The sequence below is a fragment of the Burkholderia sp. 22PA0099 genome (assembly GCF_047497165.1).
Lineage (GTDB): Bacteria > Pseudomonadota > Gammaproteobacteria > Burkholderiales > Burkholderiaceae > Burkholderia.
In genome coordinates, this window is sequence record NZ_CP163165.1 from 2161387 (window position 1) to 2184539 (window position 23153).

General features: G+C 67.4%; 20 protein-coding genes. 12 read left to right on the forward strand and 8 right to left on the reverse strand.

Annotated elements, in window-relative coordinates:
- Positions 1 to 151: 151 nt before the first annotated feature.
- Positions 152 to 514: a hypothetical protein gene (locus AB4851_RS25295; protein ID WP_414449264.1), complete on the reverse strand. Its 363-nt coding sequence runs from the start codon at positions 512 to 514 to the stop codon at positions 152 to 154.
- A 246-nt stretch (positions 515 to 760) separates the two neighbouring features.
- Positions 761 to 1510 (reverse strand): creatininase family protein, encoded by a 750-nt coding sequence (locus AB4851_RS25300; RefSeq protein WP_414449265.1) that lies wholly within the window; start codon positions 1508 to 1510, stop codon positions 761 to 763.
- A gap of 326 nt (positions 1511 to 1836) precedes the next feature.
- Between AB4851_RS25300 and AB4851_RS25305 the strand changes: the two genes are divergently transcribed.
- Positions 1837 to 2922 carry an asparaginase gene (locus AB4851_RS25305; RefSeq protein WP_414449266.1) on the forward strand — a complete coding sequence of 362 codons (1086 nt, stop codon included), beginning with the start codon at positions 1837 to 1839 and terminating at the stop codon, positions 2920 to 2922.
- A gap of 44 nt (positions 2923 to 2966) precedes the next feature.
- On the opposite strand, the gene AB4851_RS25310 is transcribed toward AB4851_RS25305, so the two are convergent.
- The 3 genes from AB4851_RS25310 to AB4851_RS25320 form a co-directional block, all read right to left on the reverse strand.
- Positions 2967 to 4502, reverse strand: a complete 1536-nt coding sequence (locus tag AB4851_RS25310) for an MFS transporter (protein WP_414451941.1) — start codon at positions 4500 to 4502, stop codon at positions 2967 to 2969.
- Positions 4503 to 4730: 228 nt separating this feature from the next.
- Positions 4731 to 5480 (reverse strand): SDR family oxidoreductase, encoded by a 750-nt coding sequence (locus tag AB4851_RS25315; RefSeq protein WP_414445306.1) that lies wholly within the window; start codon positions 5478 to 5480, stop codon positions 4731 to 4733.
- 61 nt (positions 5481 to 5541) lie between these two features.
- Complete coding sequence (locus AB4851_RS25320; protein WP_414449267.1) at positions 5542 to 6945, reverse strand: MFS transporter; 1404 nt, start codon at positions 6943 to 6945, stop codon at positions 5542 to 5544.
- Between the two features lie 170 nt (positions 6946 to 7115).
- Here AB4851_RS25320 and AB4851_RS25325 point away from each other — a divergent pair, with 170 nt between their 5' ends.
- Entirely contained in the window at positions 7116 to 8081 is a 966-nt protein-coding gene (locus AB4851_RS25325) for a 2-hydroxyacid dehydrogenase (RefSeq protein WP_414445304.1), read from the forward strand.
- Between the two features lie 50 nt (positions 8082 to 8131).
- On the opposite strand, the gene AB4851_RS25330 is transcribed toward AB4851_RS25325, so the two are convergent.
- Positions 8132 to 9190 (reverse strand): LacI family DNA-binding transcriptional regulator, encoded by a 1059-nt coding sequence (locus tag AB4851_RS25330; protein WP_414451942.1) that lies wholly within the window; start codon positions 9188 to 9190, stop codon positions 8132 to 8134.
- 297 nt (positions 9191 to 9487) lie between these two features.
- Between AB4851_RS25330 and AB4851_RS25335 the strand changes: the two genes are divergently transcribed.
- The 6 genes from AB4851_RS25335 (at position 9488) to AB4851_RS25360 (ending at position 14953) form a co-directional block, all read left to right on the forward strand.
- On the forward strand, positions 9488 to 10027 hold the full coding sequence (locus AB4851_RS25335; protein WP_414449268.1) for a DoxX family protein: 540 nt from the start codon (positions 9488 to 9490) through the stop codon (positions 10025 to 10027).
- Positions 10028 to 10055: 28 nt separating this feature from the next.
- Positions 10056 to 10703, forward strand: a complete 648-nt coding sequence (locus tag AB4851_RS25340; protein ID WP_414449269.1) for a sigma-70 family RNA polymerase sigma factor — start codon at positions 10056 to 10058, stop codon at positions 10701 to 10703.
- Positions 10693 to 11334, forward strand: coding sequence for a DUF1109 domain-containing protein (locus AB4851_RS25345; RefSeq protein WP_414449270.1), 642 nt, complete (start codon positions 10693 to 10695; stop codon positions 11332 to 11334). The genes AB4851_RS25340 and AB4851_RS25345 overlap by 11 nt, the downstream gene beginning before the upstream one ends.
- 391 nt (positions 11335 to 11725) lie before the next feature.
- Positions 11726 to 13360, forward strand: a complete 1635-nt coding sequence (glgA, locus tag AB4851_RS25350) for a glycogen synthase GlgA (protein ID WP_414449271.1) — start codon at positions 11726 to 11728, stop codon at positions 13358 to 13360.
- Between the two features lie 193 nt (positions 13361 to 13553).
- Positions 13554 to 14495 carry an ADP-ribosylglycohydrolase family protein gene (locus tag AB4851_RS25355; RefSeq protein WP_414449272.1) on the forward strand — a complete coding sequence of 314 codons (942 nt, stop codon included), beginning with the start codon at positions 13554 to 13556 and terminating at the stop codon, positions 14493 to 14495.
- 8 nt (positions 14496 to 14503) lie between these two features.
- Positions 14504 to 14953: an SRPBCC family protein gene (locus AB4851_RS25360; RefSeq protein WP_414445296.1), complete on the forward strand. Its 450-nt coding sequence runs from the start codon at positions 14504 to 14506 to the stop codon at positions 14951 to 14953.
- A gap of 22 nt (positions 14954 to 14975) precedes the next feature.
- Here the strand turns inward: AB4851_RS25360 and AB4851_RS25365 are convergent, their stop codons facing one another.
- Positions 14976 to 15992 (reverse strand): zinc-dependent alcohol dehydrogenase family protein, encoded by a 1017-nt coding sequence (locus AB4851_RS25365; protein ID WP_414449273.1) that lies wholly within the window; start codon positions 15990 to 15992, stop codon positions 14976 to 14978.
- Positions 15993 to 16086: 94 nt separating this feature from the next.
- Here AB4851_RS25365 and AB4851_RS25370 point away from each other — a divergent pair, with 94 nt between their 5' ends.
- From AB4851_RS25370 to AB4851_RS25380, 3 genes are all read left to right on the forward strand, one after another.
- Positions 16087 to 17013: a LysR family transcriptional regulator gene (locus tag AB4851_RS25370; RefSeq protein WP_414449274.1), complete on the forward strand. Its 927-nt coding sequence runs from the start codon at positions 16087 to 16089 to the stop codon at positions 17011 to 17013.
- A 149-nt stretch (positions 17014 to 17162) separates the two neighbouring features.
- Complete coding sequence (locus tag AB4851_RS25375; protein WP_414449275.1) at positions 17163 to 17837, forward strand: DUF4336 domain-containing protein; 675 nt, start codon at positions 17163 to 17165, stop codon at positions 17835 to 17837.
- 48 nt (positions 17838 to 17885) lie between these two features.
- The gene (locus AB4851_RS25380; protein ID WP_414449276.1) at positions 17886 to 19421 is read left to right on the forward strand and encodes a hypothetical protein; all 1536 of its coding nucleotides are present in this window, start codon (positions 17886 to 17888) and stop codon (positions 19419 to 19421) included.
- A gap of 74 nt (positions 19422 to 19495) precedes the next feature.
- On the opposite strand, the gene AB4851_RS25385 is transcribed toward AB4851_RS25380, so the two are convergent.
- Positions 19496 to 21706 carry a TonB-dependent receptor gene (locus AB4851_RS25385; RefSeq protein ID WP_414449277.1) on the reverse strand — a complete coding sequence of 737 codons (2211 nt, stop codon included), beginning with the start codon at positions 21704 to 21706 and terminating at the stop codon, positions 19496 to 19498.
- A 307-nt stretch (positions 21707 to 22013) separates the two neighbouring features.
- Here AB4851_RS25385 and AB4851_RS25390 point away from each other — a divergent pair, with 307 nt between their 5' ends.
- Entirely contained in the window at positions 22014 to 22781 is a 768-nt protein-coding gene (locus AB4851_RS25390) for a hypothetical protein (RefSeq protein ID WP_414449278.1), read from the forward strand.
- The last annotated feature ends 372 nt before the right edge of the window (positions 22782 to 23153 follow it).

Consider the following 23153-nt stretch of genomic DNA (forward strand, 5'->3'; position numbering starts at 1 on the left):
CGAGTGGCGATCTCTATCGAGTATTGGATTGCCCATCGATGATTCGATTTTATTTTTGTTATCGAATCGATGACCGATTCAGATTTCCGGGGGTGGCTGACCAAGAGCCCGGCGGCCTAGGCGGGATCGACAGCGACCGATTGGAGCTAATTCACGCAGATGCGATCCTGATCGAATCAAGCTCTACCGCGATTTCGGCCCCGAGGGTGGCGTACAAATAGACCAGACTTGCCGCGCGTCGATCGGTAAGGCGTTCTCCCTTTGCCAGTACGGTTCGCGCTTGTGCGAAGCGTTCGTCATCCGGCCGCAGCAGCCGGATCGCGTACACGATGTTCAGCAAGCCCCAGTTTTCGAGGCAAACGCAGGTCACCCCTTCAAAGGTGAGGGTTGCACGCCTGTTGTCGAGATACAGGCCGAGCGTCAGCGTGCGTGGTTCGTTGGGTGCAACGGTGACGGTGTCCAAATACCAATCGTGGAAGTGCCCGAACTGTTCTAGTGATTCTGCAATCGTCATGAGTGGGTCTATGGAAGTATTGAAACCGGCCAGCCATGATGCCGGTTGATGCCGTCCCGATTGTGCGCGTGTGGATTGGCGTTTCCGTGATGGGCCTCAAAGTCGATATCCGTCATGGGCGTTCCATTCGGGCCATATTGGCGCTCGCTGTCAACGTCCTCATCCCGAACGACGTGTCGGTTCATTGCGATGTGGCGCAGCCCGGCATCGTTCGCACACCGCACCATCCGAACCACGCCGCACCCCTCACCCCGGCACCACCTCGGCCGCGAACGCGGCCACTTCCGCCACCAGGCTCCGCGCGGCGCGCGCCACCAACTCGCCGCCTTTCTCCTGCGACGCCAGCTTCGGGTTCGAACCCATCCGCCCGTCCGGGAAGCGCGCACGGAAATCCAGCGCCTCGCGGATCGGCCCCATCGGCGCGATCTCGGGCGAATAGTCGGCCTGCTTGATGGTGTGCGGCAGCGCCCACTGCGTCACGGCGATCTCCGACGGTGTGGCATGCACGCCGTGGCCGGTCGGGAATTGTCGGTGCGCAATCTCGGACACGCCGTCCAGGTCCCACCAGTTGCGCAGCTTCAGCGCGAACCCGCAACGGCGGCGCGCGAAACTGGCCTGCGCGTAGATCTCCGAGAACGCCGCCTCGATCGACGCGACGTTGCCGCCGTGCCCGTTCAGAAACAGGATCTTCTCGAAGCCGTGCCCGGCCAGCGAATGGACCCAGTCGCCGATCGCCGCGATGAACGTGCTCGGGCGCAGCGAAATCGTGCCGGGAAAGCCGAGATGATGCTGCGCCATGCCGATGTTGAAGGTGGGCGCGACCAGGATGTCGGCGGAGGTCTGCGCCTCGTGCGCGATGATCTCGGGGCAGAGCCAGTCGGTGCCGAGCAGGCCGGTGGGGCCATGCTGCTCGTTCGAGCCGATCGGCACGACCACGGTGCGGCTGCGTTTCAGGTAATCCTCGATTTCGGACCAGGTCGACAGGTGCAGAAGCATGGTGAATTCCATTGGCAGTGCGCACGGCTCGCGCGACTGCGGGCCGAAGGTGCGCGGGGGGATCGATTGTCAGATTGTCATCGCGAGAACGCGGCACGGGCCGCCGCATCCCTGGACGCTATCGTCCCAGCATCGCGGAAAACTCACAACTAACGCCCCGCCGAACGAACCCTTGCCTGCCGGAAACGCGGCCAGGCAACGGCGTCGAGAAAGGCCAAGGCAGCCCCCCGCCATGCGCGGCGAGCCGCTACACTGCCCGACGAGCCGCCAGCCGTCACCTGTCGTGCCGCCGCTGAACCGCAACCCCCTTCGCCCGGAGACCTCCCATGACCCACGCCACCGCAGCGTCCCCCGCCGTCACCACCTGGCGCGGCGACGCGCTGGAAAACCTCCACCACGCGCACATCGCCGTGGTCGACACCGAAGGCCGGCTGCTCGCTGGCCACGGCGACCCGCTGCGCATCACGCTGGCCCGTTCGGCGGCCAAGCCGGCGCAGGCGCTGGCCGTGCTCGAAACCGGGGCGCTGGAGCGCTTCGGCTTCGACGAGGCCGATCTTGCGCTGATGTGCGCCTCGCACAGCAGCGAACCGCGCCACGTCGAGCGCGCCCAGGCGATGCTGGCCAAGCTCGGCGCGAGCGAGGACGACCTGCGCTGCGGCCCGCACACGCCGATCTCCGACGCCGTCTGGCGCGACTGGGTCCGGCGCGGCATCGAACCGCGCGCGGTGTGCAGCAACTGCTCGGGCAAGCACGCCGGCATGCTGGCCGGCGCGCGCGCGATCGGCGCGGCGCTGGCCGATTACCACCTCGACACGCATCCGATGCAGGTGCGTGTGAAGCGCACCATGGCCGAGGTGTGCGATCTGCCCGATGACGCCGTGGCCTGGGGCGTGGACGGCTGCAACCTGCCGACGCCGGCGTTCGCGCTCGATCGCCTCGCGCGGATCTACATGAAGCTGGCCGACGCGGCCGATCGCGCCGAAGCCGGCGAGGGCGTTGAGGATGCCGAAGCATCCGCGCGCCGCGCTGCACTGGCGCGGCTCTATCACGCGATGACGCGCCATCCCGAACTGGTTGCGGGCGAAGGGCGCTTCTGCACGCAACTGATGCAGGCGTTCGATGGCCAACTGGTCGGCAAGCTCGGCGCGGACGGCTGCTACGGGGTGGGGATTCGCGCCTCGGACGCCACGCGCCGGCTCGGCGCGGCGGGCGCGATCGGCGTGTCGGTCAAGGTGGAGGACGGCAACGTGGGGGTGCTGGCGATGATCGTCTGCGAGGTGCTCGACAGGCTCGCGATCGGCATGGCCGAACAGCGCGCGGCGCTGGCCGTGTTCCATCGCCCGCCGATGCGCAACACGAAGGGCGTGGAAACCGGCCGCGCGGCGTTCCCGTTCGAACTGGCGCGGAACTGAAGCAGCACCCAAGCACGACGGCCCGCAGTGCCGATGGTTCCGGACTACTCGGCGCTTTGCGTGGCCGCCGTCGGCGCCTTGCTGAAGCGGATATGCGCGATGCGGCGCACCAGCCACGCGGCGGCCACGGCCGCGCAACCGGCCAGCGCGATGCCGATGTGGATCGACTGCACCATCGTGCGCCGCGCGGCTTCGAGCAGCGCGCCGCCGTCCAGCCCGGCCGCGTGGAGCTTGGCCAGCAGCGCCTCGCCCACGCCCGGATCGACCAGCACGCGCGGGTCGGCCAGTTGCGCGAGCCAGCGCGCGGCGGTGTCCGGGCCGAGCACGCTGAGGGCCTCGCCCACGCCGGTCGCATAGCGGTGCTGCACGATGGTTGCCAGGATGCTGGTGCCGAGCATGCCGCCCACCATCCGCGTGGATTGCAGCAGTGCGGTGGTGATGCCGAAGCGCTCGCGCCCGGCGATCTCCTGGCTGAAGATGTTCAGGTTGTTGAGGATGAAGCCGAGCCCGATGCCGATCGCGCCCATCGCCACTTCGAGGATCAGCCGTGGCGTCAGCGCGCCGGTTAGCGCCAGCGTGGCCGAGGCGGCGGCGAGCAGCCCGAAGCCGATCGACAGGATCAGCGTGGGCTTCTTCAGGTGCGTGACGATGCGGATGTTGATCAGGCTGCCGAGCGCGATGCAGGCGGCGATCGGCGTGGCCAGCAGGCCGGCCGTTTGCGGATCGAGGCCGAAGCCGCCCTGCAGCAGCAGCGGCGCGAAGAAGATCAGCGAGAACATCACGAAGCCGGCCAGCGTCGACAGCAGGAACAGCGTGACAAGCTGAGGATCGCGAAACAGATCGAGCGGCACGATCGGATGCGTGGCACGCCGCTCGCACACCAGAAACGCGACGAACGCGAGCACCACCACGGCCGCCAGCGTCAAGGTTCCGGTGCCGATGCCATGCACCGGCAGCGCCTCGATCAGGAATTGCAGGCAGCCCAGCGTGATCGCCACCAGCAGCGCGCCGGTGTAGTCGATGCGGACCTTGCCTTCGCGCGGGCGCACGATCATCGGCAGGTGCCGCCCGATGAAGTACAGCGCGAGCGCGCCCACCGGCACGTTGATCAGGAACGTCGAGCGCCAGCCGAAATGCTGACTGAGCCAGCCGCCCAGCGACGGCCCGGCGGCCGTGCCGATGCCGTAGGTGGCGGCCAGCACCACTTGCCAGCGCACCCGCTCGCGCGGGTCGGGGAACAGGTCGGGGATCGACGCGAACGCGGTGCCCACCATCATGCCGCCGCCCACGCCTTGCAGCGCGCGCGCCACGGCCAGCATCCGCATGTCGACGGCCGCGGCGCACAGCACCGAAGCCAGCGTGAACACCAACACCGCGGCCACCACGAAATGCTTGCGCCCGAAGTAATCGCCGAGCCGGCCGAAGATCGGCACCGTCACCACCGAGGCGAGCAGGTAGGCGCTGGCGATCCACGCGTAGTACTCGAAGCCGTGCAGATCGGCGACGATCGACGGCAGCGCGGTGCTGACCACCGTCTGGTCGAGCGCCACCAGCATGTTGACGAGGCCGATGCCGAGCATCGCGAGCAGCGCGTCGCGGAAGCTCAGGGCGGGAGAAGCGGGGGAGGAAGCGTTCACGAGAGGGGCGGCCGGGGGCGGTGCTGCGAAAGCCTCTCACGATAGCGACGCGGGCCGCCCCGCGCAACCGTTTCAAATGTTGATCGTGTTGATCGATCGCGAGAGGCGGGTCATCGCCGCTTCATGGCCGAGTCCATGGCCGCGTCACGAAGCGGGCGATACGTGCCGCGATCAGCCGCGCCCGACGAACGGCATGTGGCTTGCCATCACCGTCATCGACAGCACGTTGGCGTCGAGCGGCAGGCTGTCCATGTAGAGCACCGCGCGCACCACGTTGTCCATGCTCATGCGCGGTTCGACCTTCAGCGAGCCGTCCGCCTGCAGCGTGCCCTGCGCCATCAGGCTGCTCATGTCGCTGACCACGTTGCCGATGTCGATCTGCCCGCAGGCGATGTCGTAGGCGCGGCCGTCGAGCGAGGCGGCCTTGGTCAGCCCGCTGATCGCATGCTTGGTGGCCGTGTAGGCGGCGGCCTGCGGGCGCGGCGCATGCGCGGAGATCGAGCCGTTGTTGATGATCCGGCCGCCGCGCGGGCTTTGCTGCTTCATCAGGCGAAACGCGCCCTGCACGCACAGAAAGGCGCCGGTCAGGTTGATGTCGACGGCCTGTTTCCAGTGCGCCACCGGCATCTCCTCGATCGAGCATTGCGGCGTGAACACCCCGGCGTTGTTGAACAGCAGGTCGAGCCGGCCCCAGCGCGCCTCGATCGTCTCGAACAGCCGGGCCACGGCGGCTTCGTCGCCGACGTCGCAACTGATGGCCAGCGCGCGGTCCTGCGCGCCCGATTCGGCGATCACCGCCTGCAACGCGTCGAGCTTGCGCGCGGCCAGCGCCACGCGATAACCCGCCTGCAGCAGGCCCAGCGCCACGCTGCGTCCGATGCCGGAACTGGCGCCGGTGACGAGGGCGACCTTCTCATTCATGTTCGACTCCCGAGGTTGCGGCCCGGCACGCGCGGCGCGCCACGGCCCGATAGAAAAACGTTCAGTTCACCGCATCGTTCAAATCGGTCAGGTCGCGCCCGCGCGTTTCGGTGGAGAGCCACACGCCCACCAGCGTCAGCGCCGACAGCACCGCCGTGTAGATGCCCATCACCCAGAACGAGCCGCCGGTCAGGCCGATCAGGTAGATGCCGAGGATCGGCGCGAGGCCGCCCGACAGCACCGCGCCGATCTCGCGCGAGAGCGCCACGCCCGAGTAGCGGTAGCGGTTGCCGAACAGTTCGGCGAAGTGGGCGCATTGCGCGCCGAGCATGCTGTTCGCGCCGAGCGCGAAGCCGCCGAACATGGCGATGCCCACCCACAGCGGGTCGCCGGTGCTGATCATCCACCAGGCCGGCACCGCCCACACCAGCATGAAGATCGCGCCGGCGCGGTAGATGGTCTTGCGTCCGAACCGATCCGACAGCGCGCCGAACAGCGGCGTGGTGATCACGCTGGCCAGCGTCACGATGATCGCGCACGAAGTGCCGATCTTCGCGAGCTGCGCGCTGGGCAGGCCGAGCCGGGTGGCCACCGTGCCGCCCAGGAATGCGATCACGATGGTGGTGTAGATGGTCGAGCCGCCTTGTTCGGCGAGGCGCATCAGCACCGCCGCCAGCACCGGCCGGCGCGCGTGCTGCACGACCTGGCGGATCGGCGAGCGCGCCACCTGATGGCCGCTTTCGAGCGCGGCGAAGGCCGGGCTTTCGCGCAGCTTGAGGCGGATCCAGATCGCCACGGCGATCAGCACCACGCTGGCCAGGAACGGCAGGCGCCAGCCCCAGGCCAGGATCGTGGCGGTATCCATCGAGTGCTGCATCAGGCTGAAGGTGGCGGTGGCGATGCCGAAGCCCGCGAAGATGCCGACGAACGGCAGCGCCGCGAAATAGCCGCGCCGCTTTACCGGCGCGACTTCCGCCATCAGCGTCGAGGCGCCGGCCTGTTCCGCGCCCGCGCCGAAGCCCTGGATCAGCCGCAGCACGATCAGCCCGACCGCGCCGAGCGGGCCGGCCGGCAGCAGGCCGACCAGCGTGGTGGATACGCCCATGATGGCGATCGTCATCAGGAGAACGAACTTGCGGCCCTTGCGGTCGCCCAGCGAGCCGAAGAACACGCCGCCGAGCGGTCGCGCGAGGAAGCCCACGCCGTAGGTGGCGAAGCTCGCGAGCAGGCCCGCATGGGCATCGAACGAGGAGAAGAACACGCGGCTGAAGATCAGCGCGGTGGCCAGGCCGAAGATGGCGAAATCGTAGTATTCGAGCGCGCTGCCCACCGCGCTCGTCAGGATCGCGCGGCGTAGCTGCTGCGCGCTGACCGGCGCGGCGGCGCCCGCGTCGGGGGAATCGGGCCGCGCGCTCGCGGCATCAGACTGCGTCACGGGCGTGAACGCGTCACGGTGGGTCGTCATCTGTCTGTCTCCATGTCCGGCTTCTTGTTGTCGCGTGCCGATCCTGGCGCGCGTCCGGCCGCGGCGAAATCGCTTCGGTGATCGAAACGTCTTCCATCGTTCGAGCGGCTTCGGCTACACTTGGTTATCGATAACCAAGTGATGCAAAATCTAACATAAAGGAGACGTGTATGTCCAAGGAACCCGTATTGGTTGTTACCCGATATCCCGAGGCGGACATGATCGTGCTGGCCGAGCGCTACACGCTGCATGTGCTGGCCGATGCGCCCGATCGGGCCGCGCTGCTGGCCGAACTCGCGCCGCAAGTGCGGGTGCTGGCCACCAACGGCGAGGCCGGCGCGGACGCGGCGCTGATCGATGCGCTGCCGAAGCTGGAGGCGATCGTGTCGTACGGCGTGGGGGTGGATGCGATCGACCTGAAGCACGCCGCGTCGAAGGGCATTCGTGTGACGAATACGCCCGACGTGCTGACCGAGGACGTGGCCGACCTGGGCCTCGCGCTGATGCTGGCGCTGGCGCGCGAGATCGCCGCCAACGATGCGCGCGTGCGGGCCGGCGAGTGGGGCCGCGAGCATTTCGCGCTGACCTCGCGGATGTACGGCAAGCGGCTCGGCATCATCGGCCTGGGGCGGGTCGGGCGCGCGGTGGCGCGGCGCGCGGCGGCGTTCGACATGCAGATCGCGTATCACGACCGCGCGCGCTTCGACGACCTGCCGTACGCCTTCCACGACAGCGCGGCGGCGCTGGCGGCCAACGTCGATTTCCTGATGGTGTGCGCGGCGGCCGATCAGATCCCGCGCGGCGCGATCGGCGCCGAGGTGTTCGAGGCGCTCGGACCGAACGGATTCCTGATCAATATCGCGCGCGGCAGCATTCTCGACGAACCGGTGCTGGTGGATTATCTGAGCGACGGGCGCCTGCGCGGCGCGGCGCTCGACGTGTTCTGGAACGAGCCGGCCATCGACCGCCGCCTGCTGGCGCTGCCGAACGTGGTGCTGTCGCCGCATCGCGCCAGTGCGACCGTGGAAACGCGCGCGGCGATGGCGCGGCTGGTGCGCGCCAACCTCGATGCGTTTTCAGCCGGCGAGCCGCTCGTGACGGAGTTCACGGCGCATTTGCCGAAAGCGTCGGCCTGACGTGAAGGCGGGCGTGGCGGCCCGCTGATCCGGCCGATCGGGCCTTGCGCTCAGGCGCTTTCGCGCGCCACCACTTCGTAAGGAATACGGATCAGGGCCGGCGCGTCGTGCAGCGTGCGCTGCGCCTTGGACGAGGCCGTTTCGCGGCGCGATGCGTTGGGCCGTTCGCTGGCGTCGATCGCCGCCAGCAGCGAGAGGCCCGTGGAGCGGCCGATTCCGTAGGCGTCCACCGATACCGTGGTGATCGACGGGTAGCAGTGCCGCGCCAGTTCGAAATCGCCGAAGCCGGCCACGGCGATATCGTCGGGCACCTTCAGGCCGAGCCGCTGGCAGGCCATGATCACGCCGAACGCGTGGATGTCGCTGGTGCACATCACGGCATCGGTGTCGGGCCATTCGGCGAGCAGCCGGGTCAGCGCGGCGGCGGCGTTTTCCATCGCCACGCCGTGGGCCATGCTGGTGTTGCCGTCGGCCGGCGTGGCCTCGCGCGGCGCATGCAGGCCCGCCGCCTTGACCGCCGCCAGATAGCCGTTGCGGCGCGCCAGGCCGCGCAAGTCCAGGCGCGTCGTGCCGCCCACGAAGCCGATGCGGCGATAGCCGCGCTGATACAGGTAGCCGCCCATCGCGGCGGCCGCTTCCTCGTTCGAGAATCCCACCACGCGGTCGATCGGATCGGCCGGCAACTCCCACGTTTCGATCACCGGAATGCGCGCCTGTTCGAGCATCGCGCGTGCGCGCGGCGTGTGGTGGCCGCCCGTCAGCACGATGCCGCGCGGCTGGTGGCTCAGGAGCGAGGCGATCAGCGCCTCCTCGCGCTCGACCTGGTATTCGGTGTTGGCCAGCAGCAGCCGCAGGTTGCGTGTTTCGGCCACCTCGTTGAGGCCGCGCACCGTTTCGGCGAAGTTCGAACTCGACAGCGACGGCACCATCACGGCGACGATATTGGCGCGGCCCGAGGACAGCGCGCCGGCCACCGCGTCGGCCACGTAGCCGGTCTGGCGCACCGCGTCCATCACGGCGGCGCGCGTGGCGTCGCTCACATGCTGCCCGGTCAGCACGCGCGAGACGGACATCTTCGAGACGCCCGCGAGGCGCGCGACGTCGGCCATGCGGACGGGGGCGCCCGGTTCGGGCTGGGAATCGTGCTTGATGCTCATGGTGTCGGAGGCTGCGCCGGTCGGATCGGTGCCGCGGCGCGGTGCGATGCGCGCGGCAAACGCCAATTGTAGCCGCAGCGGGCGAGGGCGCCGGGGCGTTCCGGCCCTTGCAGCGCGGGTCGGGTCGCGCCCGCCCGCCAATCCGCGAAAAATCTTCCGCGTCGTGTAACCGGATCGGCATCCGAAACGATCTGTTGGAGACCAGCGCCGCATCACGGCGCGTTCCGCCTCTCGACACAGGATGCCGCCATGCCCGCCACGACGTTTCGTTCGCTTTCCCGACTATTCGACCCGACCTGGCTGGCCGCACGCTGCCAGACCTGGGCGCCGTTGCCGGTGCGCGCGATCGTCGGTTACGGCTACCTGGCGCACGGCTACGCGAAAATCCTCAAGAATCCCGAGCATTTCGCGGCGATCCTGCACGCGCTCGGCGTGCCCGCGCCGCACCTGATGGCCTGGGCGACGATCGCGATCGAACTCGGCGGCGGCCTCGCCGTGCTGGCCGGCGCGTTCGTGCCGCTGGTGGCGTGGCCGATGCTGGCGGTGCTGCTGGTCGCGTCGGCCACCGTCCACCTGCAATACGGCTTCACGTCGATCAAGCTGATGGACGTGGTGAACGGCGTGCCGAAGTTCGGGCCGCCCGGCGTCGAGGCCGACCTGCTGTACGTGGCGGGCATCGTCGCGCTGATGTTCGGCGGTTCCGGGCCGTTCTCGGTGGACCGCCTGCTGCGGCCCTGGTACGCCCGGCTCGGCGCGGCGCCGCGTGCGGCGCGCGGCGTGTCGGCCTGACGCGGCGTTCGCACGGAGCCGACGCATCGTGTCCACGCCCGCCATGACGATGGCCCTCGATCCGCGCCCGGGCGAAGCGCCGGCCGCCCGGCGCGCCGGAGCCGCCGGGATTTCCGAGGCCGAACGCCGCCTGACCGCGCTGCTGCTGCGCTCGATCGAAGGCGACAAGGCCGCCTATCGCCATTTCCTGCAAGAGCTGACCCGGGTGCTGCGCGCCCGCCTGCGGGCCAGGCTGCGCCGCCGCGACGAGGACGTCGAGGATCTGCTGCAGGAAGTGCTGATGGCGGTTCACAACGGGCTCGAAACGTTCCGGCCCGACGTGCCGCTGACGGCCTGGATCAGTGCGATCGTGCGCTACAAGGTGGCCGATTATCACCGCGCGCGGTTCCGCTGGGACGCGCTGCACGAACCGCTCGACGACGACGGCGACCTGTTCGTCGAATCGGGCAGCGAGGCCGCCGACGCGCGCCGCGACGTGGCGCAACTGCTGGCGACGCTGCCCGACGGCCAGCGCGTGCCGATCGAGCACATGCGGCTGTGGGGCATGTCGGTGGCGGAGACGGCCTGCGCCACCGGCTTGTCGGAATCGGCGGTGAAGGTCGGCGTGCACCGCGGGCTGAAGGCGCTCGCGGCGAAAATTCGAGGCAAATGCGCAGGAGACCGTAATGAAGACTGACGAGCTGATCATGAACCTGGTGGACGCGCCGCGCCCGCCGGGCCGCGCCGAGGTCGGCCGCAAGCTCGGGCTGGCCGTGGCGGCCGGTCTGGCCGCCGCGCTGCTGCTGTTGCCGGCGATCTGGGGCGACACGTTGCGGATCGCCGCGGCGTTCGCGCGGCCGATGTTCTGGGCCAAGGTGATGCTGCCCACCTCGATGACGCTCGCCGCCGTGTGGGTGGGCGCGCGGCTGTCGCGGCCCGGCATGCCGGTCGGGCGCGCGTGGTTTGCGCTGGCGCTGCCGGTGGCGGTGGTGGCGGTGGCGGCGGCGCTGGTGCTGGCCGTCACGCCGGCCGAGGCGCGCGTCGATCTCGTGCTCGGCCGCACCTGGCGCACCTGTTCGCTCTATATCGTCGGCCTGTCGGTGCCGGCCCTGGTGGTGCTGCTGTGCGCCATGCGCGGGCTGGCCGCCACCCGGCCGGTGGCGGCCGGCCGCGTAGCCGGGCTGCTGGCCGGCGCGATCGGCGCGCTGGTCTATTCGCTGCGCTGCCCCGAGATGGCCGTGCCGTTCTGGGCCGTCTGGTATCCGGTCGGCATGCTGGTGCCGGCGCTGATCGGCGGCGCGCTCGGGCGGCGCGTGCTGCGCTGGTAGCGGCAAGGTCGTCCGTTCTCCCAAGCATTGCACAGGCGTCGAACAAGGCCTGCCGGGCGATCGGCAGGCCTTTTTTGCGTGGCCGGCCGTGCTCGGGCAGCGTGCTTTGGCGAAAACTACAAGCGCCCGATCGAGCGCTGTCAAAACTACACGGGCCTCGTTTCGCGGCGCTTCGGGCGTCTTCCGCCCCTTGTTTTGCGCTGCAACACGCGCGCCCTTGCGCGGCGCGCTTGCGCCGTGTTTCGGCATCTTTTTTAAGCGTCCGCCGCGAAGCTGGCTTGGAGTTTGCTAAAGCCTAGGCGTTGCATTCCATCGCCTTCGCGCCGCACCGCCGCTTCCGTCGACGTTCGCTTCGCGCATTACTTACTTGCACGCACCTTGGGGAACTACCTTGTCGCTTAACGTCCTGATGGTTGCCGCCGAAGCGGCGCCGCTTGCCAAGAGCGGCGGCCTCGGCGATATGGTCAGCGCGTCGGCCGGCGCGCTGCGTCGGCGCGGCGTCGATGTCTCGATCCTGCTGCCCGGTTATGAAAGCGCCTTCGAGCAGGCCGTCGCGCCCACGCCGATCGGCCTGATCCGCGATCTGCCCGGCGGCGACGCGCGCCTCTGGCGCGCCACCATGCCCGATACCGGCGTGCCCGTGCTGCTGCTCGAAATGAACCACCTGTATGGCCATCGCGGCAGCGGCCTCTACCAGGACGAGGGCGGCCGCGACTACGTCGACAACTTCGTGCGTTTCGCCTCGTTGTCGGCCGCCGCGGCACGGATCGCCTCCGGCGTGCGCGGCGTCAAGCGCCCGCACGTGGTGCATGCGCACGACTGGCACACCGGCCTCACGCCGCTGCTGATGAAGCTGGCCGGCGCGCGGGCGCGCAGCGTGTTTACGATCCACAACCTCGCGTTCCAGGGCAACTATCCGCCGGGGCTCGCGCCGTACGCCGGCATTCCGTCCGAGCTGCTGGCGGCCGCGCCGAACGAGCCGCACAGCATCGAGTTCTACGGCATGCTCAGTTGCATGAAGGCCGCGATCGTCTATGCGGACCGCCTGTCGGCCGTCAGCGAGCGCTATGCGCAGGAGATCCTGACGCCGCGCTTCGGCAACCGCATGGAAGGCGTGCTCGGCGCGCATCTCGACAAGCTGTCGGGCATCGTCAACGGCATCGACGATGCGCTGTGGGACCCGCTGCACGACGACACGCTCGCGCAGTGCTACGGCGTGGACGATCTGGCCGGCAAGCACGCCTGCAAGAAGGCGCTCCAACAAAGTTACGGATTGCAGATCGATCCGTTCGCGCCGCTGGTGGCGATCGGCAGCCGCCTGACCACGCAGAAGCTGGCCGACCGCCTGTGCGAGGCGATCGGCGACGCGCTCGAACGCTGGCCGCGCGCGCAGTTCGCGGTGCTGGGGCAGGGCGAAGCCGGCATCGAACGGGAATTGCGACGGCTGGCGGCGCAGTGGCCGGGCCGGCTCGGCGTGCACGTGGGCTACGACGAACCGCGCGCGCACCGGTTGCATGCGGGCGCCGACATCCTGCTGCACGCGAGCCGCTTCGAGCCGTGCGGGCTGACGCAGCTCTATGCGATGCGCTACGGCACGGTGCCGGTGGCGTCGCGCGTGGGCGGGCTGGCCGATACGATCGTCGATGCGCCGCTGCGCGACGCGAGCACGTGTGCCGATCCGCAGGCCCAGGTCGGCAATGCCACCGGCTTCCTGTTCGACGGCGAACGCGCCGAGGACATTGTGCAGGCGCTTGGTCGCGCGTTCGACCGGTTCGCGCAGCCGCAAACCTGGCGTGTCTTGCAGCGCAATGCGATGCAGCGCGATTCGAGTTGGGCGGGGCCGGTTGCGCGGTATATCGATCTGTACTGCGAACTGGCCGGCGTCAGCGTGCCGCGCACGGCGCAGCCGGTGAAGCTGAAGACGAAGGGCGGCGCGAGCGTGGTGGCGAACGATGCGCCGTCGCGCAGCGCGCCGGCCGTGGCACGGGTCAGACAGCATGCGGAGGCGGCGTTGGGGCGTGCCTGAGAAGCGGCGGCCGCGCTCGACGTTACGCAGAGCGTGCGCGTGAACACGCGGCTCGGATTGATCTGAGCGGCGAAGCCGATTCGATGAGCGTCACGGCGCGGCTCTCGATCCGTCCGCACACCGGCTCGGTGCGCTGGTCGAACCGCGCGACTTCGGCGATGATGTGTGCCATTGGCACTCTCGACTTCCCCGCATGACCACGCCTGCGCCCTTCCGAATCTGCCGCCTGCGCGGCGGCCTCTACGGCCTGCTGCTCGGCGATGCCCTTGGCGTTCCTTACGAATTCCACAGCGCCGCCTCGCTTTCCCACCTGAGCCCCGGCGATATCGACATGACGCCGCCGCCCGGTTTCGAGCGCGCGCACCACGGCGTGCCGCCCGGCACCTGGAGCGACGACGGCGCGCAGGCGCTCGCGCTGCTCGACGCGTTGCGGCGCGACCGCGCGCTCGATCTCGATACGTTCGCCGGCAACCTGCGCGACTGGTTCCATCGCGGCGCGTTCACGCCCGACGGCAAGGTATTCGACGTCGGTCTGCAGACGCAGCGCGCGCTCCAGCAACTGAGCGCCGGCGTGGCGCCCGCGCAGGCCGGCCCCGACGGCGAGCGCGACAACGGCAACGGCTCGCTGATGCGCTGCCTGCCGGTGGTGCTGGTGGCGGCTTCCCATGACGAAGCGATCGCGCTGGCGCGCAAGCAGAGCGTGGTCACGCACGGGCATGTGCGCTCGCAACTGTGTTGCGCGCTCTATGCGGTGACGGCGATGGAGATTCTCGACGGCCTGAGCGCGGCCGATGCCGTGCGCGCGGCGGAAGACGTGCTGCTGGCACGCTGCGCCGGCACTGTCGAGGAAGCCGAACTGAAGATCGTGCTCGACGGCCGCTTCGACGCGCCGCAAGGCTCGGGTTACGTGGTCGACAGTTTCTGGTCGGCCATCCATTGCCTGTTGTCGACGCACGGCTTCGAGGCGTGCATCAAGCGTGCGGTGCAGCTCGGCAACGACACCGACACGACCGCCGCCATCGCCGGCGGCCTGGCCGGCCTCGTGCATGGCGAGGCGGGCTTGCCGGCACGCTGGCTCGACAGCCTGCACGGCAAGCCGCTGGTCGAGGCGCTGCTGGCCGCCGCCGGCCACTGACTGCCGCCATGATCAGCCGCCTGACGTTCCGCATGCCCGCCACCTCGGCCGAGGTGTTCGAAGCGTTCCACAACCACGACACGCGGCTGCGCTGGGACACCTTGCTCAAGACAGCCGGCGTGGAGGGCGGCCATCGCTATCCGCATGTCGGCGCGATTTCGGTCAACGTCGGGCGCGGCTGGAAAAGCCTGTTCTGCCTGCGCACGCGTTTCGTGTCCTACCAGCCGCCGCTGCTGGCCGCCGCCACGCTGGTTGCACCGGCCGGCATCTTCCGCACCTGGACCGCCTCGATTCGCCATCGCGACCTCGGCGGCGGCCAGTCGGACCTGATCTACACGGTGCGCTTCAGCCTGCGCCCCAACTGGCTCGACCGGCACGGCAAGCCGATCGTGGTTCGCCTGTTCGAGGATGAAACGCGGCGGCGCTTCGAGGCGCTTGCCGCGTTTCTACGCACCTGAGGCGAAGTTTCAGGGCACGGCTTCAAGCCGCTTCCCGCCCGAAATCGACGATCACCTTGCCGAAGTGCGCCCCCGAGGCCAGATAGCGATACGCCTCCTGCGCTGCCTCGAACGGGAACACCCGATCGATCACCGGCTCGATGCGGTTCTGATGCAGCGCGCGCACCGCGCCTTCGAGGTCGTGCGTCGAGCCCGTCTGGCTGCCGAGGATGTTCAGCGTCTTGATCATCACGGGCAGCACCGGCATCGTCACGTCCATGCCACCGATGAAGCCCACCACGTAAATCGTGCCGCCGATCTTCGCCGCGTTGATCGAGCGCGCGAACGTGCCGCCGCCCACCGTCTCCACCACGAGGTCGGCGCCTTCGCCGCCGGTGGCGTCGAGCACGGCCTCGTCCCAGGCGGGGCGGGTGCGGTAGTTGATCAGCACGTCCGCGCCCAGTTCGCGTGCGCGCGCCAGTTTTTCATCGGATGACGAAGCAATGATCACGCGCGCACCGGCCGCCTTCGCGTATTGCAGCGCGAACAGGCTTACGCCGCCCGTGCCGAGCAGCGCCACTGTCGAGGCCGGGCCGGTGCGGCTCTTGACGATCGCGTTCCAGGCCGTGGTGGCCGCGATCGGCAAGGTGACCGCCTGCGTGTACGGCATGCCGTCGGGAATCCGAACCAGTGCGCCACCCGGCACCACGGCGTAGTCCGCCAGCGAGCCGGGCATCGTGACGCCGCGAATGCGCGCACCGTTGGCCGCGCTGGGCAGCCCGGCCTGCCAGTCGACGAACGCGCCTGCCATCACGCGCTCGCCCGGCGCCCAGCCGCGCACGCGTTCGCCCACTTCCACGATCTCGCCTGCGCCGTCGGTGCCGGGCACGAACGGCGGCGCGGTGTTGCCGAAGCGGCCCCAGGCCACCATCAGGTCGAGGTAGTTGAGGCCGGCGGCGTGAAGCCGGATCAGCACTTCGTCGGCCGCCGGGCGTGGCGCGATGGCTTCGTCCAGCGTCAGTTGAAAAGGGTCGCCGGTGGTCAATCGATACGCACGCATGGTTGGCTCCTGATGAAATCGAGCCTCCATGTTAGGGGTGGCGAAACCCTATAATCGATCGCGAAAACACGACACCCTTGCATGGAGTGCAGTAATGAACGGCACGGAATCGGATGAAATCGGCGCGTTGCTGGCGGTGCTCGAAACCGGCAGCTTTACGGCGGCCGGGCGCCAGCTCGGGCGCGACAGCTCCGTGATCTCGCGGCGGCTGAAGGCGCTGGAGACGCGTCTCGGCACGCGTCTCGTCGAGCGCTCCACGCGCCGCCTGTCGCCCACCGAGGCGGGCTTGCGCCTGCGCGAGCGCGTGCAGGAGGCGATGCAATTGATCCGCACCGGCGAGGAGGAGGCGCGTTCGCTGGCCGCCACGCCTACCGGCCTGCTGCGCGTGAGCCTGCCCGCCGGATTTGGGCGGCGCTGGATCGCGCCGCGCCTGCCCGCGTTTCTCGCGCGTTACCCGTCGCTCGACGTGGAGGCCAGCTTCACCGATCGTTTCGTTGACCTGATTGCCGAGCGCTTCGATGCGGGCGTGCGGATCGGGCGGCTGGACGATAGCCGGCTCGTCGCGCGGCGCGTGCTCGGCATGCGCCGGCTGTTGTGCGCGTCGCCCGCTTACCTGGCTGCGCATGCGCCGATTCGGCACCCGCGCGACCTTGTGCAGCACGCGTGCATCGGCTTCACGCCGATGGCCTCGCATCCGGTCTGGCATCTGTCGCGGCGCGGCGAACGGCAGGCCGTGCGCACGCGTTCGCGGCTCGCCACCGACGACATCGACGCGGCGTTTCATGCCGCGCTGCAGGGCACCGGCGTGACGTTCAGCGCCGACTGGATCGTGGCCGACGCGCTGCGCGACGGCCGCCTCGTGACCGTGCTGCCCGGTTGGGACGTGACGGGCGACGAGGTCATGCACGTCGTGCGTGCGTCCGCGCAATACACGCCGGCCAAGGTGCGCGCGTTCATCGACTGGATGGCCGACGAGTTCGCCACGGCGCCGTGGGCGGGCGCCGTGCGCAAGCGGCGTTGAGCGCGCGATCGATCGGCATTGACTTGTGCTGATGGTGAATGCGATGCTCGCTGGCGCCGGGCAGGGTCACAAGCCCGCTCCGGCATCGACCGACACCTCGCGCGCTGCCTGCGACGCGACACACAAGACAACGAGAGACCCGACCCACCATGCTCGAAGCCATCGCGCCCGATCTCTGGCATCTCCCCCACAGCTTTACGGCAAGCGGCCTGCGCGTGACGTCGCGCATGACGGTCGTTCGTTTCAAGGACGGCTCGCTGTGGCTGCATTCCCCGGTGCCGCTGTCGCCCGACGTGCGCGCGCAACTCGCGGCGCTCGGCACGGTGCGCTACATCGTGGCGCCTAACAAAATGCATCATCTGTTCGCCGGTGACTGTGCGGCCGCGTTTCCGGACGCCGCGCTGTACGGCGTGCGCGGCCTCGGCAAGAAGCGCCCTGATTTGCGCAATCTGCGCGAACTGGGCCGCGAGGTCGAGCCGGAATGGCGCGACGATCTCGACCAGATTCCGTTCGACGGCATTCCTTTGGGCAACGAAACGGTCTGGCTGCATCGCGCGTCCGGCACGTTGATCCTGACGGACCTGTGCCAGTGGTGGCGGGGGGAGTTGCCGTTGGCGTCGCGCTTGTATGCGTCGTTGACGGGGGTGAGGACGCAGTTGGCCGTGCCGCGCACGGTAAGGATGGCGGTGAAGGATCGTGCCGCCGCGCGGGTCAGTGCGGAGCGGATTCTGGCCTGGCCGTTTACGCGGGTGATCGTTGCGCATGATGCGGTGGTGGAGGCGGATGCGCGGCGTGGGGTGGAGCGGGCGTTGGGGTGGTTTTAATGTCTCTTTCAAGCAGCGAATTTTAATTAAAAATCAGAATTTTTAGAGGTGAGCGTGCTTCATCTTAAGGCCTATAGGGATATTCTCGATCGCGCATTTGTCGTGGTGCTCACGACCAATTCGCATGAGCGAAAAGCGGTGCTTGATGTCATGCAGGCAAGTCGGAAGCTGGTTACGCAACATGATTCGCATCGAGCCTACTTGTGCGTTGCTGACGACAGAGTCGTGCTGGTGCTCGATGGCGATGGCGCTTTCTCCGGATCGGGTGCGGCTTCGCGTTTTTTAAGCGATTTCATTGCCAACGAACGATATCCCACGCCAGCCGCCGTAGTGCTTTGCGGCGTGTGCTGGGGGAATCCTCAACGGGTATCGATTGGTCGTGTTTTAGTGAGTGGCACGCTTGTTTCGGTGAATCGTTCTGTTGCCGAGCAGTCGGGCGTGACCGCCGTCATTCCGAAGACGTTCGAGACCACCCTGCCTGACGAAGCCGTGCAAGGCTTCACAGGTGTCGACTCGATCGCGCCGGCGACGATGCTTTCCGAAGAGCAGCTATACAAAGGAACACAAGCTCGCGAGGAACTCCTTGCCCAATTTCCTGCCGCGCATGGCGGGGAAATGGAGGGGTTTGCCGTCGTGCCGTCGTGCCATAACAAGTCGATCCCCTGGCTCGTGATCAAAGCGGTGTCCGACTACGGCGACGATGAATTCGATCGTGAAGCGCAGGACGACGCAGCGAAAAAAGCGGCGCAAGTATTCCTGCGTGGTTTGCCCGCCATTCCGCTTAATGACGAACGCAAGGAAGCCGTGCAAAGCTTCGCGGACGTTATTCGAGGCCACTCATTCGAGCTGCGCAAGGATTTGCTCGGGAATGAAGGCAAGCTTGCCGTTGAGGTCAATCATGCTCTTCGAGGGCTGGATTCCGTCATCGACTTCTATACCGGCAGCGAATCGATCTCGCCATATCTGGCGCAAAAACTATGTGTCGTGATAAAAGAATTGGCGTTGAATGCAATTGAACATGGCCGGGCTAATAGGGTGCGTGTCAACGTGCTTCCGAGCGGGGTTGTCTTCCATGACGACGGGAAACCGTACCTGCTCGAAAATCTGTCCGATGAAATTGATGGGCGTGGCGGGATGATCGCCTTGAGGGCGTTTCAGAGGGATCACGTCAAGCAAGGCAAGGTAACGATCAAAAGTAAAGCGCATGCCAAATGGGCCAATGGCATACAGTTCGATATCGATAACCCGCACCCGACTTTGGCGGGCACAAAGGAAAAGTGTCGGGCGGAGGTGGACCAGAGGGAATGCCCTGCCATCTACGTACATCCGGAGTGCAGGGATGTTTACGTCGATATTCGCCGTGTCGAAATGATGACGCTTGCTCTGGATACGGTGGACGAGTTCAAGCCGCTGCTCGACGCTGGAAAGAAGCTGTATGTGGCTCTGACCGATCCGGACATCCGAAAAGAAATAGAAAAGGCCTTCAAGGAAAATATTTCCGCAGGAAAGCTGGTGATTTTAATGGAAGATGATTCGGATGATCTCGATCCCTTTGTGTCGGTGCTTTCCAATTCTCAGGCATAGGCGTTCGCCAGAAGGTCTGGGCAAATAACAAAAACGGGCGGCCCAAAGCCGCCCATCTTCTCATACCCCCACACTCAAAAATCAAACTGCGCCGACAACAACAACGTCCGCGGCGCCGCATTCGTCACATACGTCCCTTGCTGAATCCAATACCGGCTGCCGAAAATATTCTCGACATTCGCCCGCAGCACCACATCCTTCGACGCAATGCGCGTCGCATACCGCAAGCCCACGTCGTAACGCGTCCACGCCGGCAAGCGCAGCGCGTCGCTCGAATCGTAGTACTGCGCACCGGTATGAATGATGCGGCCATTAACGCTCAAGCCCGGCACCCACGGCAAATCGTAATCAGCCGCCAAATTGAACGCGAACTTCGGCACGCCGCCCGCCACGTTGCCATCCTGCGTGCCGCCCGCGGTGCCCGACACCTTCGGGTCGTAGAACGTCGCGCTCGCCATCACGCGCAGGTCGCGCGTGACTTGACCGTAGGCGGACAGTTCGAGGCCGCGCACGCGCGTCATGCCGTTGTAGCTGTAGATATTGCTGACCGGGTCGGTCACGGCGTTCGGCTGCGAGATCTGGAAGATCGCGGCCTGCGTCATCACGCGGCCCCAATCGGCCTTCACGCCGGCTTCGTACTGGTTCGACTTGTACGGCGCGAACCCTTGCCCCGCGTTGGCGGAGCCGGCCGGGGCCGGGCTGCTGACCGACAGGCCGGATGTGAAATTGCCGTACACCGAAATATTCGACAGCGGCTTGACCACGAAGCCGGCCAGCGGCGTGATGGCCTGCTGGTCGATCGTGCTTTGCAACGCGCCCGAGGTCGGATCGTAGTTATCCTGACCAACGGTCTGGCGGCGGAAGCCGCCCGTCAGCAGCACGCGGTCGTTGAAGAACGACATCGTGTCGATCACCTGCTGGCTGTTCAGGTGCGTCTGGCTGCTGCGCTGCATGTCGCCGCGCGGCAGGCCGACGGAGGGCAGCGGCGCCGGGTTGTAGAGGTTCGACGAAACCGAATTCACGCCATAGGCGTAGAAATAGCCGATTTCCTGATTCAGGCTCGTGACGCCGGCAACCAGCGTGTGCTTCACGCCGAACGTATCGAAGTGGAAGCGGAAGCCGGCATCCACGGTCTTGGTGCGCGTGTATTGGTCGTAATAGCCGTTGACCACATCGAACGCGCCGCTGGAGGTCAGGCCCGACGCATACGGGAAGTTCTGCGCCGACGTGCCGTAGTGCTCGCCCGCCGCGCCGTACACGGTCACGTACTGGTTGATGTCGTACTCGGCGCGCGTCATCAGCGCGGTGTCGCGCAGCTTCAATTGCGCACCCGGGAACAAGGTGCTGTACGCCGACGGCACGGCCGGCACCGCGGTGGCGGTGCCGAAGCCGATCTGTGATCTCAGATCGTCCGTGTTTTCGGACACGTTGTAGGCGTCGAACGACCACCGCAGTTGCTTGCCGCGGTAATCGAGGCCGATCGCGCTGTCGCCCTGCAACTGGTTGCCGTGCGCGATGCCGGTCTGGCCGTCCTTGATCTGGCCGTTGAAGCGCACGCCGAACTGGCCTTCGCTGCCGAAGCGGCGGCCGATGTCGGCGGCCACGCCGAACTGGCCCTTGGTCTGGTAAAGCGCGGTCAGGCGCGTGAGCGGGGTGTCGTCGGCGCGCTTGCTGACGATGTTGATCGCACCGCCCACGCTGCCGCCCGGGCCCATGCCGTAGGCCAGCGAGCCGGGGCCTTCGAGCACTTCCACGCGCTCCAGCATGTTCACCGGCACGCGCGCGGCCGACACCATGCCGTACAGGCCGTTCAGCGCCACGTCGGTGGCCTGCACGTCGAAACCGCGAATCTGGAACACGTCGCCGAAGCCGCCCGAGCTTTGCTCGGCCCGCACCGAGGCGTTGTTGACGACCACGTCGGCGATGGTGCGCGCCTGCGTGTCGCGCATCAGTTCTTCCGTGTAGTTCGTCGTGCTGAACGGTTGGTTCATGACGTTGGCCGTGCCGAGCACGCCGACGCTGCCGCCGCGCGCGAGCTGACCGCCCGCGTAGGGCGCGGGCAGTTCGCCCGGCTCGGCCTTGGCCTTGACCGACACGGCGGGCAGGGCGGCCGTCACCGGCTGCGCAGCGTCTGCGGCGGCCGGAGCGGCTTGGGCGGTCGGTGCGGCAGAGGCGGCAGAGGCGGCAGAGGCGGTCTGGGCCTGCGCGCTCTGGAGCGCGGCGGTGCCCATCAGGGCGACGAACAGGGCTTCGGCGGCGCGGGCGGCGGCCGTGCGACGGGTCATGGTGTGCGAGTTTCCACGGTGCGGCATAAGGCTTGAGGCTCGGGTCAAAGTTGGTAGATGAGATTCATTTCAATAACGAGAATCGTTTGCAATTGTAAATGGGGCCGATGCCGCGTTGCACAAAAATCGACGGATTCGATCAAAAAACGACGGATTCGGACAAAAAGATTGTCACGGAGCGACGCGCGGGGCAGGGCCGGTCGGCCGCGCCTTGCGCCGTCTCGGCGCGCCATGCTGTACTACGCCGGACCGTTTTTCCCCGGGCGTGATGGGTCCGACAGCACTCGAAACAGGAAAGGGCAAGGCCATGCATGTGATCAGCGCATTGAGTTCCGATTTCTACGAAGTGGAGTTCGCCGGCAAGCCGGCCAATCAGTGGAACGTGTTCCCCGACTGGAACCCGCACGACCGCTTCGGCATCCTGATCTACGATCCGCTGGCCGCGCTGGGCGCGACGCACCTGATCCAGGTGGCCTGCATGTGTTTCTACGACGTCAAGCCGAGCCGGCGCGAGGAACGCAAGATTTACCCGGAGATTTTCGCGATCCATGTGGGCGAATGGTGGGGCGGCTACGGTTACTTCGATTTCTGGCCGGCGCGCCGCGAGGTGTGCGTGCCGAACGATCACCAGGAGATTCTCGGCGCGCTCAACGATCGCGGCATCACGCGGCTGGCCTTGCCGGAGCGACCGGCGCGCGAGCTCGTGCATCGCCGCAAGGAGGAGGATTGCGCGCTGGAGGGGCTGGCGACGGCGGTGTTCTACAGCCCGAGCGGGCGCGTCGACCAGGCGGATTTCACGATCCGCAGCAACGACCGCCGCAGCGAGCGCGACGTGCATCGCGTGCTCGACCGGCCGCAACTGGCCACCGACGCGGCGGCCAAGCTGGCCAATTCGCGCGTGCCGGTCAAGGAAGGCGACCCGGATTTCGCGTCGCGTCAGCAGGCGCTGAACGTCAACATCGATGACACGATGCGCGAGGCGGCGCGTCGGCAGCGCGAATGCCTGAAGGTCGACGAACTGATCACGGAGTCGTACCGTTTCGTTCGGCCGGAAGTGGCGCTGAAGTGCTTGTGAAACGCAGTTAGCGCTGCGTGAGTGCGATCCGGCGTTGCGGCGGCCAGCCGCCGCGACCGGATCGTCAGAACGAACCCCGTCATCCCCGATTCGCGCGACACAGAACAGGTCGGCATCAGGAACGCGGCCAGCAGGCCGATCCGGCCGACGCACACAAGCGCGCTTTCCACTACCTCGTCAAGCGAAGCCGTTACCGTGGCGGGCGCAACCATTTCCGGAAACAACAGGCAGGCCACGCTCATGCCGACCAACGCGAGCGTGCGCACCGTGCATGGCAATCCGGTTGCGCCCGCAACGAATGACGACGCTGCCATTCCACAACGATCCAGGCGATCCGGCTGACTCCACGCGGACGATCTTGCTGCCTGTATA

Coding starts and splice junctions, on each gene's coding strand:
- AB4851_RS25330 (WP_414451942.1), bottom strand. CDS start 9,190: ATGGCCGACGTCGCGCGCCTCGCGGGCGTCTCGAAGATGTCCGTCTCG.
- AB4851_RS25355 (WP_414449272.1), top strand. CDS start 13,554: ATGACCACGCCTGCGCCCTTCCGAATCTGCCGCCTGCGCGGCGGCCTC.
- AB4851_RS25305 (WP_414449266.1), top strand. CDS start 1,837: ATGACCCACGCCACCGCAGCGTCCCCCGCCGTCACCACCTGGCGCGGC.
- AB4851_RS25315 (WP_414445306.1), bottom strand. CDS start 5,480: ATGAATGAGAAGGTCGCCCTCGTCACCGGCGCCAGTTCCGGCATCGGA.
- AB4851_RS25295 (WP_414449264.1), bottom strand. CDS start 514: ATGACGATTGCAGAATCACTAGAACAGTTCGGGCACTTCCACGATTGG.
- AB4851_RS25365 (WP_414449273.1), bottom strand. CDS start 15,992: ATGCGTGCGTATCGATTGACCACCGGCGACCCTTTTCAACTGACGCTG.
- AB4851_RS25375 (WP_414449275.1), top strand. CDS start 17,163: ATGCTCGAAGCCATCGCGCCCGATCTCTGGCATCTCCCCCACAGCTTT.
- AB4851_RS25345 (WP_414449270.1), top strand. CDS start 10,693: ATGAAGACTGACGAGCTGATCATGAACCTGGTGGACGCGCCGCGCCCG.
- AB4851_RS25300 (WP_414449265.1), bottom strand. CDS start 1,510: ATGCTTCTGCACCTGTCGACCTGGTCCGAAATCGAGGATTACCTGAAA.
- AB4851_RS25370 (WP_414449274.1), top strand. CDS start 16,087: ATGAACGGCACGGAATCGGATGAAATCGGCGCGTTGCTGGCGGTGCTC.
- AB4851_RS25385 (WP_414449277.1), bottom strand. CDS start 21,706: ATGACCCGTCGCACGGCCGCCGCCCGCGCCGCCGAAGCCCTGTTCGTC.
- AB4851_RS25390 (WP_414449278.1), top strand. CDS start 22,014: ATGCATGTGATCAGCGCATTGAGTTCCGATTTCTACGAAGTGGAGTTC.
- AB4851_RS25360 (WP_414445296.1), top strand. CDS start 14,504: ATGATCAGCCGCCTGACGTTCCGCATGCCCGCCACCTCGGCCGAGGTG.
- AB4851_RS25310 (WP_414451941.1), bottom strand. CDS start 4,502: ATGCTCGGCATCGGCCTCGTCAACATGCTGGTGGCGCTCGACCAGACG.
- AB4851_RS25320 (WP_414449267.1), bottom strand. CDS start 6,945: ATGACGACCCACCGTGACGCGTTCACGCCCGTGACGCAGTCTGATGCC.
- AB4851_RS25325 (WP_414445304.1), top strand. CDS start 7,116: ATGTCCAAGGAACCCGTATTGGTTGTTACCCGATATCCCGAGGCGGAC.
- AB4851_RS25335 (WP_414449268.1), top strand. CDS start 9,488: ATGCCCGCCACGACGTTTCGTTCGCTTTCCCGACTATTCGACCCGACC.